The organism is Bradyrhizobium sp. BLXBL-01, assembly GCF_051853025.1.
In the GTDB taxonomy this organism is placed as follows: Bacteria; Pseudomonadota; Alphaproteobacteria; order Rhizobiales; family Xanthobacteraceae; genus Bradyrhizobium.
The window spans coordinates 4,310,130-4,324,568 of the sequence record NZ_CP182471.1; the positions used below are offsets into that span (position 1 = coordinate 4,310,130).

General features: G+C 64.9%; 15 protein-coding genes. 8 read left to right on the forward strand and 7 right to left on the reverse strand.

Going from position 1 to position 14,439, the window contains the following annotated elements; genetic code table 11:
- Window positions 1-26 precede the first annotated feature (26 nt).
- Together ACNJYA_RS19970 and ACNJYA_RS19975 are read right to left on the reverse strand one after the other, a co-directional pair.
- Window positions 27-263 carry a hypothetical protein gene (locus ACNJYA_RS19970; RefSeq protein WP_212257025.1) on the reverse strand — a complete coding sequence of 79 codons (237 nt, stop codon included), beginning with the start codon at window positions 261-263 and terminating at the stop codon, window positions 27-29.
- A gap of 76 nt (window positions 264-339) precedes the next feature.
- Window positions 340-567, reverse strand: a complete 228-nt coding sequence (locus tag ACNJYA_RS19975; protein ID WP_212257024.1) for a hypothetical protein — start codon at window positions 565-567, stop codon at window positions 340-342.
- A 266-nt stretch (window positions 568-833) separates the two neighbouring features.
- Between ACNJYA_RS19975 and ACNJYA_RS19980 the strand changes: the two genes are divergently transcribed.
- Window positions 834-1,181, forward strand: a complete 348-nt coding sequence (locus ACNJYA_RS19980) for a DUF6481 family protein (RefSeq protein ID WP_172789119.1) — start codon at window positions 834-836, stop codon at window positions 1,179-1,181.
- A gap of 125 nt (window positions 1,182-1,306) precedes the next feature.
- Here the strand turns inward: ACNJYA_RS19980 and ACNJYA_RS19985 are convergent, their stop codons facing one another.
- Entirely contained in the window at window positions 1,307-1,552 is a 246-nt protein-coding gene (locus ACNJYA_RS19985) for a pentapeptide MXKDX repeat protein (protein WP_036027965.1), read from the reverse strand.
- A 332-nt stretch (window positions 1,553-1,884) separates the two neighbouring features.
- Here ACNJYA_RS19985 and ACNJYA_RS19990 point away from each other — a divergent pair, with 332 nt between their 5' ends.
- The 3 genes from ACNJYA_RS19990 to ACNJYA_RS20000 are packed head-to-tail and all read left to right on the forward strand — an operon-like array spanning window position 1,885 to window position 4,813.
- Window positions 1,885-2,907, forward strand: a complete 1,023-nt coding sequence (locus ACNJYA_RS19990; protein WP_172789120.1) for a TRAP transporter substrate-binding protein — start codon at window positions 1,885-1,887, stop codon at window positions 2,905-2,907.
- Window positions 2,904-3,458 (forward strand): TRAP transporter small permease, encoded by a 555-nt coding sequence (locus ACNJYA_RS19995; protein WP_172789121.1) that lies wholly within the window; start codon window positions 2,904-2,906, stop codon window positions 3,456-3,458. Before ACNJYA_RS19990 ends, ACNJYA_RS19995 begins: the two co-directional genes overlap by 4 nt.
- Window positions 3,455-4,813 carry a TRAP transporter large permease gene (locus tag ACNJYA_RS20000; protein WP_172789122.1) on the forward strand — a complete coding sequence of 453 codons (1,359 nt, stop codon included), beginning with the start codon at window positions 3,455-3,457 and terminating at the stop codon, window positions 4,811-4,813. The genes ACNJYA_RS19995 and ACNJYA_RS20000 overlap by 4 nt, the downstream gene beginning before the upstream one ends.
- Window positions 4,814-4,915: 102 nt before the next feature.
- On the opposite strand, the gene ACNJYA_RS20005 is transcribed toward ACNJYA_RS20000, so the two are convergent.
- A complete protein-coding gene (locus ACNJYA_RS20005; protein ID WP_439363117.1) occupies window positions 4,916-5,599 on the reverse strand; it encodes a GntR family transcriptional regulator in 684 nt (227 codons plus the stop codon).
- 199 nt (window positions 5,600-5,798) lie between these two features.
- Between ACNJYA_RS20005 and ACNJYA_RS20010 the strand changes: the two genes are divergently transcribed.
- The 4 genes from ACNJYA_RS20010 (at window position 5,799) to ACNJYA_RS20025 (ending at window position 9,695) form a co-directional block, all read left to right on the forward strand.
- Window positions 5,799-6,422 carry a TRAP transporter small permease gene (locus ACNJYA_RS20010; protein ID WP_439363118.1) on the forward strand — a complete coding sequence of 208 codons (624 nt, stop codon included), beginning with the start codon at window positions 5,799-5,801 and terminating at the stop codon, window positions 6,420-6,422.
- Entirely contained in the window at window positions 6,422-7,687 is a 1,266-nt protein-coding gene (locus tag ACNJYA_RS20015; protein WP_439400597.1) for a TRAP transporter large permease, read from the forward strand. The genes ACNJYA_RS20010 and ACNJYA_RS20015 overlap by 1 nt, the downstream gene beginning before the upstream one ends.
- A gap of 23 nt (window positions 7,688-7,710) precedes the next feature.
- Window positions 7,711-8,694 carry a TRAP transporter substrate-binding protein gene (locus tag ACNJYA_RS20020; RefSeq protein WP_172789732.1) on the forward strand — a complete coding sequence of 328 codons (984 nt, stop codon included), beginning with the start codon at window positions 7,711-7,713 and terminating at the stop codon, window positions 8,692-8,694.
- 74 nt (window positions 8,695-8,768) lie between these two features.
- On the forward strand, window positions 8,769-9,695 hold the full coding sequence (locus tag ACNJYA_RS20025; protein ID WP_439400598.1) for a dihydrodipicolinate synthase family protein: 927 nt from the start codon (window positions 8,769-8,771) through the stop codon (window positions 9,693-9,695).
- Between the two features lie 207 nt (window positions 9,696-9,902).
- Here the strand turns inward: ACNJYA_RS20025 and ACNJYA_RS20030 are convergent, their stop codons facing one another.
- The 3 genes from ACNJYA_RS20030 to ACNJYA_RS20040 are packed head-to-tail and all read right to left on the reverse strand — an operon-like array spanning window position 9,903 to window position 14,428.
- The gene (locus ACNJYA_RS20030; RefSeq protein WP_439400599.1) at window positions 9,903-10,814 is read right to left on the reverse strand and encodes a hydroxymethylglutaryl-CoA lyase; all 912 of its coding nucleotides are present in this window, start codon (window positions 10,812-10,814) and stop codon (window positions 9,903-9,905) included.
- A gap of 1 nt (window position 10,815) precedes the next feature.
- Window positions 10,816-12,819, reverse strand: a complete 2,004-nt coding sequence (locus ACNJYA_RS20035; RefSeq protein WP_439400600.1) for an acetyl/propionyl/methylcrotonyl-CoA carboxylase subunit alpha — start codon at window positions 12,817-12,819, stop codon at window positions 10,816-10,818.
- A 4-nt stretch (window positions 12,820-12,823) separates the two neighbouring features.
- The gene (locus ACNJYA_RS20040) at window positions 12,824-14,428 is read right to left on the reverse strand and encodes a carboxyl transferase domain-containing protein (protein ID WP_212257016.1); all 1,605 of its coding nucleotides are present in this window, start codon (window positions 14,426-14,428) and stop codon (window positions 12,824-12,826) included.
- Window positions 14,429-14,439: the final 11 nt, after the last annotated feature.

Below are 14,439 nucleotides of genomic sequence, written 5' to 3' on the forward strand. Positions count from 1 at the left end.
GCCCTGCGGGTCGTGCGGGATCGCGCCTACCGCGCCGGCTCGATCACGTTGCAATTGCTTCGCCCGGACATCAGGCAATCCTGCATCTTGCTGGCTGCCGTCAGATCCCGGGCCAGCCACCAGCCGACGCCGAGGATCACGACCGCGATGATCAATCCTGCGAGCGCGCCGCGGCGGTCGCCGCCGGACGGACGCTTGGGCTGACGTTTCGGTCGAAGATTGGGCTCCTCGCCCCGTTCGGATCTGGACTCTGGTTTCGACATGGCCGCCTGGTCACGCTGGCGCGCTGGCTTTACCACCTCTGCGGCGTCGCGTCACATCCCGATCACCCGGCCCAATTCAGCCCCGGGTCTGCCGGATCGCATCCTTGCGCAAGGTTTCGACCGCCGGAATTGCCTCCTGAACGCGCGGTGCGCAGCTCGTGAGCACGAATGCAGTCCGGGTGCATTCCCAATCCGCTCCCAGCACCGCACTTTCGATGGGCTGCGGACGTGCGAGCAGCAGCGCGGCGCCGGCCACGGCGAAGGCAATCGCCAGCGCTTTCAGGCTTGGTCTTGAGATCGTCATGCCCGTGCTCCGTCTCGTACGGGGCGGACGCTAGGCGTCGCCCGTGTGCCCCGTTTATGAGGGACATCACAATTCAGCAGTTTTTCCGGGCTACGAGAGATCGTCGGGGGGGCGATTTTTCGTTGACCTGATCGGCTGCGATTATGGGTGGCTTCGCGACGCGCGCCGATGTACACGCTTCTGCGTCGCGTGGCGCCTGCTATGCCCAGCCGACGTACCAACAGGCACCGATGTAGGATCGAAAGCGAGGAAGACAAGGCTCGTCGATGAGTGGATTCAGGGAACCCGGCTTTGCAGACCGGCAAAAGGCGGCGCAGGACGCTCGCAAAAATCTTTTGAACAAGTTCAAGTCGCAGCCGGGCCCCGATGATCCGGCGGTGATTGCGCGCCGCGCTGAACGCGAGGCCCTCGCGGCCAAGCGCGCCGAGGCAAAGGCCGCGCGCGAGGCCGAAAAGGCCGAACAGAAGCGCCTCGAGGAAGAGGCCAAGGCGGCGGAAGCTGCGCGGATCGCGCGGGAGGCCGAGGAAGCCGCCGAGAGGCTGGCTGCGCTCGAGGCCGAGCAGAAGGCCAAGCGCGATGCGCGCTACGCCGCCCGCAAAGCGAAGCGCAAGTAAGACTCGCCGGTCACGTTCAATTGAACTTGAACTGAACAATCATTCCGGAGGCGGCCTCAAAGGCCGCCGCCGGAATTCGAGAGGGCGCGACCCGCCAAAGGGCGTTGCGCGATGACGGCCCTGGATCAGTTCTTCTTCATCATCCCGTCGTCTTTCTTCATGCCGTCCTTCGACATGTGGTCCTTCTTCATGCCGTCGTCCTTGGACATGGTATCCTTCTTCATCATGCCGTCCTTGGACATCGTGTCCTTTTTCATCATGCCGTCGTCCTTGCCCATTTTGTCCTGAGCAAAAGCGGCCGGCGCAAACGCGAGGCCTAGCGAGAGAGCGGCAGCCGAGACGCCGAGCACGATGCGGGTGCGAATGGTCATGGTTCATCTTTCCTTCGAGATGGTGTTTGTCAGCGACGGACGCCGCTATTCAATATCGACGGATCGCCAGTCGGCGTTGTTACGCCGCTGCCTATAAATTTTGGCGAGCCATCCGCTGGCCGCTGTACGACGTGCTTCGCGCTCACAACCGGGATCGCAAGTGTGCAGCGCAGCACGGCCGGCACTTGCCGGGGCATTCGGTCTCGAACTATCAGATGAGAGAATATCGGGTGGAAGACCGGCTAGGATGGGCCCGAACGCCGGTCTGACAAGACCCGACCCAAATCACACCAACAAGAACAGTCCAAAGAAACGATCAAAGGGATCACACCATGATTACGCGCCGACATCTGATCGCGACCGCCGTCGCGGCACCCGCCATTCTGCGCTTCGGCACTGGCACCGCGCAGGCCGCGACCACGCTGAAGATCTCACATCAATTTCCGGGCGGCACCATCGACAAGGGCGATTTCCGCGACCGGCTCTGCCGCATGTTCGCCGCTGAAGTTGCCAAGCGCAGCAACGGCGACATTGCCGCCGAGATCTATCCGAACTCCTCGCTGATCAAGACCAACGCGCAGTTCTCCGCCATGCGCAAGGGCGCGCTCGATATCAGCCTCTATCCGATGCCCTATGCCGGCGGCGAGGTGCCGGAAACCAATATCGGCCTGATGCCGGGCCTGGTGACCACCTACGACCAGGGCCTGCGCTGGAAGAAGGAGCCCGTCGGCAAGGCGCTGACCGACTTCCTCGCCGACAAGGGCATCATCCTGCTCACCTGGGTCTGGCAGGCCGGCGGCGTCGCCAGCCGCTCCAAGCCGATCGTCGCGCCGGAAGACGCCAAGGGCCTGAAGGTGCGCGGCGGCTCGCGCGAGATGGACATGGTGCTGCAGACCGCCGGCGCCTCGGTGCTGTCGGTGCCTTCCAACGAAATCTACGCGGCGATGCAGACCGGCGCCTGCGATGCCGGCATCACCTCCTCGACCAGCCTGATCTCGTTCCGCCTGGAAGAGGTCGCGAAGTCGCTGACATCAGGGGCAGGCGCCTCCTACTGGTTCATGCTCGAGCCGCTGATGATGTCGAAAGCGATCTTCGACAAGCTGCCGAAGAACCATCAGGACATCCTGCTCGCGGTCGGCACCGAGCTCGAAGCCTTCGGCCGCAAGGGCGCGCAGGACGACGACGTCGAGGTCGCCAAGGTCTATGAGAAGGCCGGCGCCAAGGTCTCGGTTCTGGATGCCGCGACCGTCGGCAAATGGCGCGACATCGCGCGCGACACCGCGTGGAAGGATTACAGCGCCAAGACCGCGACCGCCGCAAACCTGCTCAAGCTCGCCATCGACGTCGCGGCATGAGCCACGGTCCGCTTCCGGATCGTGACGACCAGGCGAGCGTTGCCGCAGGGACCGGCCCTGCGGCGGCGATCGATCGCGGTCTCGCCGTCCTCAACAGCATCATCGTCGTGTTCGCCGCGATTGCGCTGGTCGCCGCCTGCACCATCCTGAGCTACAGCGTGCTCAGCCGCGCGCTGTTCAAGGCCGCCAATTACTGGCAGGACGAGGCCGCCGTGTTCCTCCTGGTCGGCGCCACCTTCATGACGGCGGCCTATGTGCAGCAGAATCGCGGTCATATCGGCATCGAGGCCTTCGTCGGCCTGCTGTCGCCATTCGCGAACCAGGTTCGCCTCTGGCTGGTCGATGCCGCCACATTCCTGTTCTGCGCCTTCTTCACCTGGAAGTCCTGGACACTGGCCCATGAGGCCTATGTCGACGGCCAGGTCTCCAACTCGATGTGGTCGCCGCCGCTCGCGATCCCCTACTCGCTGATGGCACTCGGGATGAGCCTGCTCTGCCTCCAGATCCTCGTGCAGCTTGCGCTGCCCTTCACCGGAGCCAAGCGGCCATGAGCGTTTTCGGCATTGGCCTTGCCTACGGCATTGCGACGCTGCTGGTGATGTTCTCGGGCATGCCGATTGCGTTCGCGCTCGGCGCGGTCGCGGTCGTGTTCATGGGCATCTACATGCCCTCGGCCTCGCTCGATACGGTGACGCAGAACGTCTACGAGGAGATGGCCTCGATCACGCTGCTGTCGATCCCGCTCTTCATCCTGAAGGGCGCGGCGATCGGCAAGTCGCGCGCGGGCCAGGATCTCTATTCGGCGTTGCACGCCTGGCTGCATCGCGTGCCCGGCGGCCTCGGCGTCGCCAACGTGTTCGCCTGCGCATTGTTCGCGGCGATGGCCGGCTCCTCGCCCGCGACCTGCTCGGCGATCGGCTCGGCCGGCATCCCCGAGATGCGCAAGCGCGGCTATTCCGGCGGCTTTGCAGCTGGGATCATCGCCGCCGGCGGCACGCTCGGCATCCTGCTTCCGCCCTCGATCACCATGATCCTGTTCGCGGTCGCCGCCGAAAAGTCGCTCGGGCGGTTGTTCCTCGCCGGCATCGGACCGGGCCTGCTGCTGGTCACGCTGTTCGGCGCCTATGCCGTGATCCGCTTCCGCCAGGAATACAGGGCGGCCGAAGCGGTCTACAAGAACGGCGGGCCGGAGGCTGCGATCCTCACCCGCGACGAATATACGCTCGCCGAGCGCTTCAGCGTGCTGCCGCGCGTGATCCCCTTCGTGCTGCTGCTCACCGGTGTCATGGTCGCGCTCTATGGCGGCTACGCCACGCCGTCGGAAACCGCGGGCCTCGGCGGCCTCCTGGCGCTGGCGCTGATCGCGGCAATCTACAGCGTGTGGCGGCCGAGCGACCTCGCCCCGATCATGAAGTCGACGATCCGGGAATCGACCATGCTGATGATGATCATCGGCATGTCGCTGCTCTATTCCTACGTGATGAGCTATCTGCACATCTCGCAATCGGTGGCCGAAGCCATCGTCGCGATGCATTTGCCGCGCTGGGAGCTGCTGTTCGCGATCCTCGTCATGGTCGTCGTGCTCGGCTTCTTCCTGCCGCCGGTCTCGATCATCCTGATGACGGCGCCGATCATCCTGCCGCCGCTCCGCGCCGCCAACTTCGACATCATCTGGTTCGGCGTGGTCATGACCATCGTGATGGAGATGGGGTTGATCCATCCACCCGTCGGCCTCAACATCTTCGTCATCCGCAACGTCGCGCCTGATATTCCCCTGCGCGAGGTGATCTGGGGCACGCTGCCCTTCGTGCTCTTGATGATGCTCGCGGTGCTGCTGCTCTGCTTCGTGCCGGGGATTTCGACCTGGCTCCCGGACCTCGTGATGGGGCCGGACGGCAGCAGGTGACGCTGCGGTCGCTATCGTAGGGTGGGCAAAGCGAAGCGTGCCCACCACCTGTCGGCGATCACGAAGAGATGGTGGGCACGGCGCTGCGCGCCTTTGCCCACCCTACGAATTCTCTTTCCGCCGCGACTTCGGCGCATTCGCCACCACCTGCAGCAGGTCCTTGCGCACGGCTTCGATGTGCAGCTCCAGAAACCGGCAGGCCTCGTCCACTTTCTCCGCACGGCAGAGCGCGATCAGCTGGGCGTGCTCCTTCTCGGCAATGCCCATCGCCTTGGTGTTGGAGAGCTGTAGGCGCGTGTAGCGATCGCTGGTCTGCAGCAGCGACAGTACGATCGCGCGGGTGCGCGGCTGCGGCGCGTGAACGTAGAGCGCCATGTGGAAGTCGGCGTTGAGCTGGCCCCACTCACTGACGTTGCGCGCCTTGATCGCCTTCTCGAAACTCCTGTGGATGTTATCGAGCCCGTCGAAATCCTCAGTCGTGAAACGCGGCGCCGACTGCGCCAGCAATCGCGGCTCCAGGATGCGGCGCAGGTCGAAAACGTCGTTGATCTCGTCCAGCGACAGCTCGGATACGATGGCGCCCTTCTGCGGAACGATCCGCACCAGGCCTTCCGCCTCGAGCTGGAATAACGCCTCGCGCACGGGAATGCGGCTGACGCCATAGGCCTCGCCGAGCGCGTCCTGGCGCAGTTGCGATCCGGCCGGATAGGTGCCGTCGAGGATTGCCTGGCGGAGCTGGTCGACGATCGCAGCCGACAGGGTGCGATGCTTCAGAGGCTGTTTCATCTGACTTTCCGTCCTGCTTTCCGACTCGTCCGGCCGAAGCGGTCCCTCTCTTGCATGTTGACGTGTCCCGCAAAAGCCGGTGCCCAGCAAAAGCGCGTCCTGCCGCCGAATTGACCGCAATCTCCGTTTGACTCCCAAAATGTATAAATTATACATTTGGCAATCGCACGACAAATCTTCGGGGGTTGGGGCCTCTTTCATGATCGAGCAGACGATGCCGGCCACGCGCGCGCTCAGCCTCCGACGTACGATCGTCCGGATGTCGAGCGCCCTGCTCGCGTTTGAGCGGCTGGCGTTGATGGGCCTGATGTATCTGCTCACCGGCCTGATCCTGGTGAACGTCGTCACCCGCTACTCGCACTTCCCGATCTACTGGATCGACGAATCCGCCGTTTATTGCGTGGTCTGGCTGACCTTCATCGGGGCGTCCGCGATGACGCGGCTGCGGCTCGATTTTGCGGTGTCCATGCTGACGGAGCGGCTGTCGCCGCGGCGCCAGAAGATCGCAAAAGTGATCTCGACGGGCATGGTCGTCGTGTTCGGCGTTGCCCTGACCGTCACCTGCGTGCTCTGGATGGACCCGATCGGATTGGCGATCGTCGGCTTCGACGGGCGCAAGCTCGCGGCCGAGACCTTCAACTTCCTCTATACCGAGCGCACCCAGACGCTGAACTGGCCGACCTGGGTGCTCTATCTCACGTTGCCGATCTTCGCGGTGTCGATGACCATCCACGGCCTCGCCAATCTGCTGGAAGATCTCGGGCTGGTCCCGCGCACGCCGCTGACAGGCTTCCAGCTCTCCGAGCTCGACGGGGTCAATTGATGATCACGTCCGCCGCCTTCGTCGCGTTCATGCTGGTCGGCGTGCCGATCGGCCTCTGCCTCTGCCTCGCCGGGCTCGTCTATATCGCGGCGTCTGGCAACCCGGTGCTGTTCCAGTCCTATCCGCTTCAGCTGTTCGGCGGCGTCGACAGCTACGGCCTGATCGCGATCCCGCTGTTCATCCTGATCGGCGAGATCATGAACGGCGGCGGCATCACGCGGCGCATCGTCGACATGGCGATGGCCTTCGTCGGCTCGCTCAAGGGCGGGCTCGCCTACGTCAACATCCTCGCCAACATGTTCATCTCCTCCATCCTGGGATCGGCAACCGCGCAGGTCGCGATCATGGCCCAGATCATGGTGCCGGAGATGGAGAAGAAGGGCTACGACAAGACGTTTGCGGCGGGTCTCACCGCCTATGGCGGCATGCTCGGCCCGATCATCCCGCCCTCGGTGATGTTCGTGGTCTACAGCGTGCTGGCGCAGGTCTCGGTCAGCGACATGCTGATCGCCGGCATCGTGCCCGGCGTCATCCTCACCGTGATGTTCTGCCTCGTCATCGCGCTGATGGGCTACATCTACAACTATCCCCGCGCCGACTATCAGACGCCGCGCCAGCGCGTCATGACGATCCTGCGGACCTCGCCGACGCTGCTGATCCCGATCGTCATCGTCGGCACCATTCTCGGCGGCCTCGCCAACGCCACGGAATCCGCCGCCGTCGGCGCCGTGGCCGCCGCGCTGGTCGGAAAGTTCTGGACCAGGGAGTTCGAGTTCTCGCAGCTGCCGCAGATGATGCTGCGCAGCGCCATCTATTCGGCGATCGTGCTGTTTCTGGTCGCGGCCGCCGCCGTGTTCTCCTGGGTCCTGATCTTCGGCAAGGTGCCGCAGGAGACCGCGGCCTGGATCCAGACCGCCGCCAAGGATCCCGTCAGCTTCATGCTGATCTGCAACGCCATCCTGCTGGTGATCGGCACTGTAATCGACGGCATTCCCGGCCTGATCATGACGGTGCCGATCCTGCTGCCGGTCGCAACCGAGATCTATCACATCGACCCCCGGCAGTTCGGCGTCGTCGTGGTGATCAACCTCGTGCTCGGCCTTTTGTCGCCGCCGGTCGGGCTCTGCTTCTTCGTCGCGGCCGCCGTCACCGGCGCCAAGCCCGGCAGGATGTTCATGGTGACGCTGCCCTTCTTCGTCATCTCCTGCGTCCTCCTGGTGCTGCTCTCGCTCTATCCCTCGCTCTCGCTGATCCTCGTCAAATAGGCCTATCCGAAAGGAGCCCGACCATGCCGCTTTCACGCCGCCACTTTCTCGCCGCCAGTGCCGCCGCCTCGGTGTTCGCCCCGTCGCTGGCGCTCGCCCAGGCCAAGGAATTCCGTCTCGGCCTGATCACGCCGAACGGCCATTCCTGGAACAAGGCCGCGCTCAAATTCGGCGACGAGCTCAAGGCCGCCACCAACGGCCGCCTGACCTTGACCGTGTTTCACTCCGGCCAGCTCGGCAACGAGACCGCGATGATGCAGCAATTGCAGTCCGGCGCGCTCGACATGGGCTTCATCCAGGCCGCCGAGCTCGGCTCGCGCGTGCCGCACATCGCCGCGATCAACGCACCCTATATCGTCCGCTCGACGCCGGCGGTGGCGAAGTTCGTGCGCCATCCGGCGGCGGTGAAGCTGTTCGAGGTGCTGCCGCAGGAGACCGGCACGATCGGGCTCGGCTGGGGCATCACCGGCATGCGCGCGGTTTTCTCCTCCAAGGACTTGAACTCCCTCGCCGACATCAAGGGCATGAAGCTGCGCATCAACCCGACGCCGGTCTATCGCGATTTCTATTCCTCGCTGGGGGCGGCGCCGACGCCGATCCCGACGCCGCAGGTGTTCGACGCCATGGCCAACGGCCAGGTCGACGGTCTCGAAGCCGATCTCGAATTCTCCTGGAACCAGCGCTTCGACAAGGTGTCGAAGGTGATCCTGCAAATGAACGCCGTCTTCATGCCGATGGCAGCGGTGGTCTCCGGCCGGGTCTGGCAGTCGCTGCCCGCCGCCGACCGCGAGCTGATCACCAAGACGATCAAGTCGACGCTGGACGCGCAGATCGACGAGCTTGCCGGCAACGAGCCCACGCTGATCGAGAACTTCAAGAAAGCGCCGATCCCGATCCGCCAGGTCGATGCCAAGGACACCGAGGCCGTGATCGCCGAGTTCGACAAGATCTGGCTGCCCAAGGCCCCCGTCCTCGCCGAGCTGCGCAAGGTCGGCGCGACGCTCTGATCCGGTTCCCCATCCCTTTCACAAAAGCCGGCGGCTCCAACCCCCCGCCGGCATATTTACCTGGAGTCAAAACAATGAGCCGCCGCGTTGCCTGGGAAGGCGTCTTCCCGGCCGTCACCACTCAATTCCACGACGATCTCTCGCTCGACATCGACGCGACCGCCAAGGTGATGGACGGATTGATCCGCGACGGCGTCTCCGGCCTGATCGTCTGCGGCTCGGTCGGCGAGAACACCTCGCTGGAGCGCAAGGAGAAGGTCGCGATCATGGAGACCGCGAAGGCGGTCGCGAAGGGCCGCGTGCCCGTGCTGTGCGGCATCGCCGAGTTCACCACCGCCTTTGCGGTGGAGACCGCGAAGGAAGCCGCACGCATCGGCATCGACGGCGTCATGGTGATGCCGGCGCTGGTCTATTCCTCCAAGCCGCACGAGACCGCTGCGCATTTCCGCGCCGTCGCCTCTGCGACCGACCTGCCGGTGATGCTCTACAACAATCCGCCGATCTACAAGAACGACGTCACACCCGACATCCTGGCCTCGCTCGCCGACGTCGAGACCGTGGTCTGCTTCAAGGATTCCTCCGGCGACACGCGACGATTCATCGACACCAGGAACATGGTCGGTGACCGCTTCGTGCTGTTCGCAGGTCTCGACGACGTCATCGTCGAGAGCGTCGCCATGGGTGCCGTCGGCTGGGTCTCCGGCATGTCCAACGCCTTCCCGCGTGAAGGCGAAACGCTGTTCCGCCTGGCCAAGGCCGGACGCTTGGCCGAAGCGATGCCGCTCTACGAATGGTTCATGCCGCTATTGCATCTCGATGCCCGCCCGGACCTCGTCCAGTGCATCAAGCTGTGCGAGCACATCATGGGCCGCGGCACCGCCCTGACCCGCCCGCCCCGCCTCGCACTGCTGCCGCACGAGAAGGCCGAGGTCGAGGCCATGATGGCCCGTGCGTTGAAGAACCGGCCGCAGCTGCCCGATGTCGGCCTGAAGGCGGCTTGATGGCAGGTCTCGTAGGGTGGGCAAAGCGAAAGCGTGCCCACCTTCCGCCAACGATTGTGAAAGATGGTGGGCACGGCGCTTCGCGCCTTTGCCCACCCTACGAAGGCTCTCTCACTTGTCATTGCGAGGAGCGAAGCGACGAAGCAATCCAGACCGCCTCAACGGAAAGACTCTGGATTGCTTCGCTGCGCTCGCAATGACGGAGACTTACGAACCCACCCGCTTCTTCTTCGCGTTCAGCGCGGAGGCCACGCGGCTCACGGGCGGCTTGCCCAGCACGACGCTCATCGCGTTCGTCGCCACGAGCAGCTTGTCCATATCGACGCCGGTCCTGATACCCATGCCCTCGAGCATGTAGACGACATCCTCGGTCGCGACATTGCCGGTCGCGCCCGGCGCATAGGGACAGCCGCCGAGCCCACCGGCGGCGGCGTCGATGACGCGAACGCCCTCCTCCAGGCCGGCATAGAGATTGGCGAGCGCCTGACCATAGGTGTCGTGGAAATGCATCGCGAGTTTTGCTGGCGGGATGTTGGCGCTGACCGCGCGTAACATGTCCTTCGCCCTATCAGGCGTGCCGACGCCGATGGTGTCGCCGAGCGAGATCTCATAGCATCCGAGATCCCACAGCGTGCTCGCAAGATCGGCCACCGCCTTCGGCTTGATCTCGCCATCGAACGGACAGCCGAGCACGCAGGAGATATAGCCGCGCACCTTGACGCCATCGTCCCTAGCGCGCGCCAGCACCGGCTTGAAGCGCTCGATGGACTCCGCAACCGTGCAGTTGATGTTCGCCCGCGAAAATCCTTCGGAGGCCGCCGCGAACACGGAGACCACTTTCGCGCCCGCAGCGCGCGCGGCGTCATAGCCCTTCTCGTTCGGTACCAGCACGTGGAATTCGGCGTCCTTCACATGCGCGACGCCGCGCAGCACGGCGTCCGAGCTTGCCATCTGCGGGATGGCCTTGGGCGAGACGAAGGCGCCGACCTCGACCGTATGTAGCCCGGCCGCGACCAGCGCCTCGACGAACGCGATGCGCGCCTCGACGCTGACAGGCGTCTTCTCGTTCTGAAGGCCGTCGCGCGGCCCCATTTCGATGATGCGGACCTGGTCGCTCATGTCACTCTCCTGCAGGCTCGACCACGGCGAGCTCGACGCCCTCCTGCACGATGTCCCCGACCTTGCACTTGATGGATTTCAGCACACCGGCATAGGGCGCGCGCAGCGTCTGCTCCATCTTCATCACTTCGAGCGTGAGGATCGGCGCACCCTTCTCCAGCTTGGCACCCTCCTCGGCCAGCACGGCGACGACGGTTCCCGGCAGCGGCGCTGCGATCTTGTCCTCGCCGACATGCTCCTCGCTCTCGCCGCCGAATGGATCGACCCAGTGCAGGTCGAAGCGGCCGTTGCGCGTGCGCAGGTACAGTTCATGGCCGTCGATCACAGCCGCAACCGACGATTTGACGCCGTCAAGCGTGAGATCGAATCCGCCGTCCTTGGCCGCGATCGTGAACGCCAGCTCGCGCTCGCCGATCACCAGCGTCGCCGGCCCGCTGCCGTAGTTCAGCGTGATCTTCTGCTCCGGACCATGGCCGACGCGGAAGGCAAAGCTGCGCTGGCGGCGGCCGACCGGCTGCCAGCCAAAGGTCTGCCAGGGCGAATTCGCTTCCGCCTGCGCCGTCTGCCGCTCCTCGTTGACGATTGCACCGACTGCGGCGCAGAGCTCGAGCTCTCCAGGCGCCGGCGCCGCCGACGTCAGTACCGCCAGCTCGCGCTCGATGAAGCCGGTGTCGATCGCGTTCGCGCGCACCTTCGGGTGCGTGATCAGCGCGGACAGGAACGGGATGTTGGTGACGATGCCGCGGACATCGGACTCCTCCAGGCCGCGGTTCAGGCGGTCGATCGCAACGTCCCGCGTGGGCGCCCATGCAATCGTCTTTGCGAGCATCGCATCGTAGTAGGGCGAGACGCTATCGCCCTCGCGATAGCCGGCGTCGATGCGCAGGCCGCCGGTTTCCGCCGGCATGCGCCAGGTCGAGATTCTGCCGACCGACGGCATGAAGTTCTTGGTCGGGTTCTCGGCGTAGACGCGCGCCTCGATGGCATGGCCGTTGAGCTTGATCTCGTCCTGCTTCAAGGGCAGCGCCTCGCCGAAGGCGACGCGCAGCTGCCACTCGACGAGATCAATCCCGGTGATCAGCTCGGTTACGGGATGCTCAACTTGCAGGCGCGTGTTCATCTCGATGAAGAACACATCCTTGCCGTCGGAGACGAACTCGATGGTGCCGGCACCGACATAGTTCACGGCGCCCGCTGCCTTTCGCGCGGCAGCACAAACTGTCTCGCGCTGCGCGGCATTGAGCGTTGGCGATGGCGCCTCCTCGATCACCTTCTGGTGCCGGCGCTGCAACGTGCATTCGCGCTCGAACAGCGAGAGCAGATTGCCATGGCTGTCGCCGATGATCTGCACTTCGATATGCCTGGGATTGTCGACGTACTTTTCAATCAGCATGCGGTCGTCGCCGAAGGCGGCCTTGGCCTCGCGCTTGGCGCTGACGATCGCAGGCGCAAGCTCATCAGCCGAGCGCACGATGCGCATGCCGCGACCGCCGCCGCCGGCCGAGGCCTTCACCAGCACGGGAAAGCCGACCTTCTCGGCCGCCTTCGCCAGCGTCGCGTCGTCCTGCGCATCGCCGTGATAGCCGGGCACCAGCGGCACGCCGGCCTGCTCCATCAGCTCTTTCGAGCCGGATTTCGAGCCCATCGCCGTCATCATCCCGGCGGTCGGGCCGACGAACACCAGCCCGGCGTCGAAGCAGGCTCGCGCAAACTCGGCATTTTCCGACAGGAAGCCGTAGCCGGGATGCACGGCCTCGGCGCCGGTCTTCCGCGCGGCCTCGATCAGCCGCTCGATATTGAGATAGCTGTCGCGGGCCCGGGCGGGCCCGAGCAACACGGCCGCGTCCGCGAGCGCGACGTGCATCGCATCGCGATCGGCTTCGGAATAGACCGCGACCGTGCGCAGGCCCATGGCCCGCGCGGTGCGGATGACGCGGCAGGCGATCTCGCCGCGGTTGGCGATCAGGAGCGTGCGAAAACGCCGGTAGAGCTTTGAGCGGTCCATCGCATCACATCCTGAACAGGCCGAATTTCGTCGGCTCGATCGGCGCATTCGACGCCGCCGAGAGGCCGAGGCCGAGCACGAGGCGCGTGTCGGCGGGGTCGATCACGCCGTCGTCCCACAGCCGTGCGGTTGCGTAATATGGGTGGCCCTGGCTCTCATATTGCGCGCGAATGGGCTCGCGGAATTTATCTTCCTCTTCCCTGGACCAGCTGTCGCCCTTGGCCTCGATATTGTCGCGGCGGACCTGGCTCAGCACCATCGAAGCCTGCTCGCCGCCCATCACCGAGATGCGCGCGTTCGGCCACATCCAAAGGAAGCGCGGCGCGTAGGCGCGGCCGCACATGCCGTAATTGCCGGCGCCATAGGAGCCGCCGATCACGACCGTAAATTTCGGCACCGACGCCGTCGCGACCGCCGTCACCAGCTTGGCGCCGTCGCGGGCGATGCCGCCGGCCTCGTATTTCTTGCCGACCATGAAGCCGGTGATGTTCTGCAGGAACACCAGCGGAATGCCGCGCTGGCAGCACAGCTCGATGAAATGCGCGCCCTTCAGCGAGCTCTCGCTGAACAAAATGCCGTTGTTGGCAATGATGCCGACCGGATAGCCCCAGATATGGGCGAATCCGCACACCAGGGTCGTGCCATAGAGCTTCTTGAACTCGTCGAACTCCGAGCCGTCGACGATGCGCGCGATGATGTCGCGCACGTCGAACGGCTTGCGGCCGTCGACCGGCACCACGCCGTAAATCTCCTCCGCCGCGAACAGCGGATCGCGCGGCTTATGCATGTTGAGGTTGGGCCGCGCGGACGGCTTCAGCGTGCCGACGATGCGCCGGGCGATGCCGATCGCATGCGCATCGTTCTGGGCGTAGTGATCGGTCACGCCGGACTGCCGCGAATGAACATCGGCGCCGCCGAGCTCCTCCGCGCTGACGACCTCGCCGGTCGCGGCCTTCACCAGCGGCGGGCCGCCGAGGAAGATGGTGCCTTGGTTGCGCACGATGATGCTCTCGTCCGACATCGCCGGCACATAGGCGCCACCGGCGGTGCAGGAGCCCATCACGATCGCGATCTGCGGAATGCCCTGCGACGACATCTGCGCCTGATTGTAGAAGATGCGGCCGAAGTGCCGCTCGTCCGGAAAGATCTCGTCCTGCAGCGGCAGGAAGGCGCCGCCGGAATCCACCAAGTAGACGCAGGGCAGATTGTTCTGCCGCGCGATGTCCTGCGCCCGCAGATGCTTCTTCACCGTCATCGGGTAGTAGGTGCCGCCCTTGATGGTGGCGTCGTTGGCGACGATCACGCATTCACGCCCCGAGATGCGGCCGACCCCGGTGACGACACTGGCCGAATGCACGTCGCCGCCATAGAGGCCGTAGGCCGCGAGCGGCGACAGCTCCAGGAACGAGGTGCCGGGATCGACCAACAGGTCGACGCGCTCACGCGCCAGCATCTTGCCGCGCGCGGTGTGGCGCTGGCGCGAGGCCTCGCCGCCGCCGCCGGCGACTTGGGCAAGCTTTTCGCGCAAGTCGGCGACGAGGCCGCGCATGGCCTCGGAATTGCGCGCAAAATCTGATGAAGACGGATCGATGCTGGAATGGAGCGGCATGGTGATTCCAA

Bases quoted from the DNA above. Each gene is read 5' to 3' on its own strand.
- ACNJYA_RS20015 (WP_439400597.1), top strand. From the start codon at position 6,422: ATGATCACGTCCGCCGCCTTCGTCGCGTTCATGCTGGTCGGCGTGCCG.
- ACNJYA_RS20040 (WP_212257016.1), bottom strand. From the start codon at position 14,428: ATGCCGCTCCATTCCAGCATCGATCCGTCTTCATCAGATTTTGCGCGC.
- ACNJYA_RS19985 (WP_036027965.1), bottom strand. From the start codon at position 1,552: ATGACCATTCGCACCCGCATCGTGCTCGGCGTCTCGGCTGCCGCTCTC.
- ACNJYA_RS20035 (WP_439400600.1), bottom strand. From the start codon at position 12,819: ATGGACCGCTCAAAGCTCTACCGGCGTTTTCGCACGCTCCTGATCGCC.
- ACNJYA_RS19990 (WP_172789120.1), top strand. From the start codon at position 1,885: ATGATTACGCGCCGACATCTGATCGCGACCGCCGTCGCGGCACCCGCC.
- ACNJYA_RS19975 (WP_212257024.1), bottom strand. From the start codon at position 567: ATGACGATCTCAAGACCAAGCCTGAAAGCGCTGGCGATTGCCTTCGCC.
- ACNJYA_RS20030 (WP_439400599.1), bottom strand. From the start codon at position 10,814: ATGAGCGACCAGGTCCGCATCATCGAAATGGGGCCGCGCGACGGCCTT.
- ACNJYA_RS20010 (WP_439363118.1), top strand. From the start codon at position 5,799: ATGATCGAGCAGACGATGCCGGCCACGCGCGCGCTCAGCCTCCGACGT.
- ACNJYA_RS19980 (WP_172789119.1), top strand. From the start codon at position 834: ATGAGTGGATTCAGGGAACCCGGCTTTGCAGACCGGCAAAAGGCGGCG.
- ACNJYA_RS20025 (WP_439400598.1), top strand. From the start codon at position 8,769: ATGAGCCGCCGCGTTGCCTGGGAAGGCGTCTTCCCGGCCGTCACCACT.
- ACNJYA_RS19970 (WP_212257025.1), bottom strand. From the start codon at position 263: ATGTCGAAACCAGAGTCCAGATCCGAACGGGGCGAGGAGCCCAATCTT.
- ACNJYA_RS20005 (WP_439363117.1), bottom strand. From the start codon at position 5,599: ATGAAACAGCCTCTGAAGCATCGCACCCTGTCGGCTGCGATCGTCGAC.
- ACNJYA_RS19995 (WP_172789121.1), top strand. From the start codon at position 2,904: ATGAGCCACGGTCCGCTTCCGGATCGTGACGACCAGGCGAGCGTTGCC.
- ACNJYA_RS20000 (WP_172789122.1), top strand. From the start codon at position 3,455: ATGAGCGTTTTCGGCATTGGCCTTGCCTACGGCATTGCGACGCTGCTG.
- ACNJYA_RS20020 (WP_172789732.1), top strand. From the start codon at position 7,711: ATGCCGCTTTCACGCCGCCACTTTCTCGCCGCCAGTGCCGCCGCCTCG.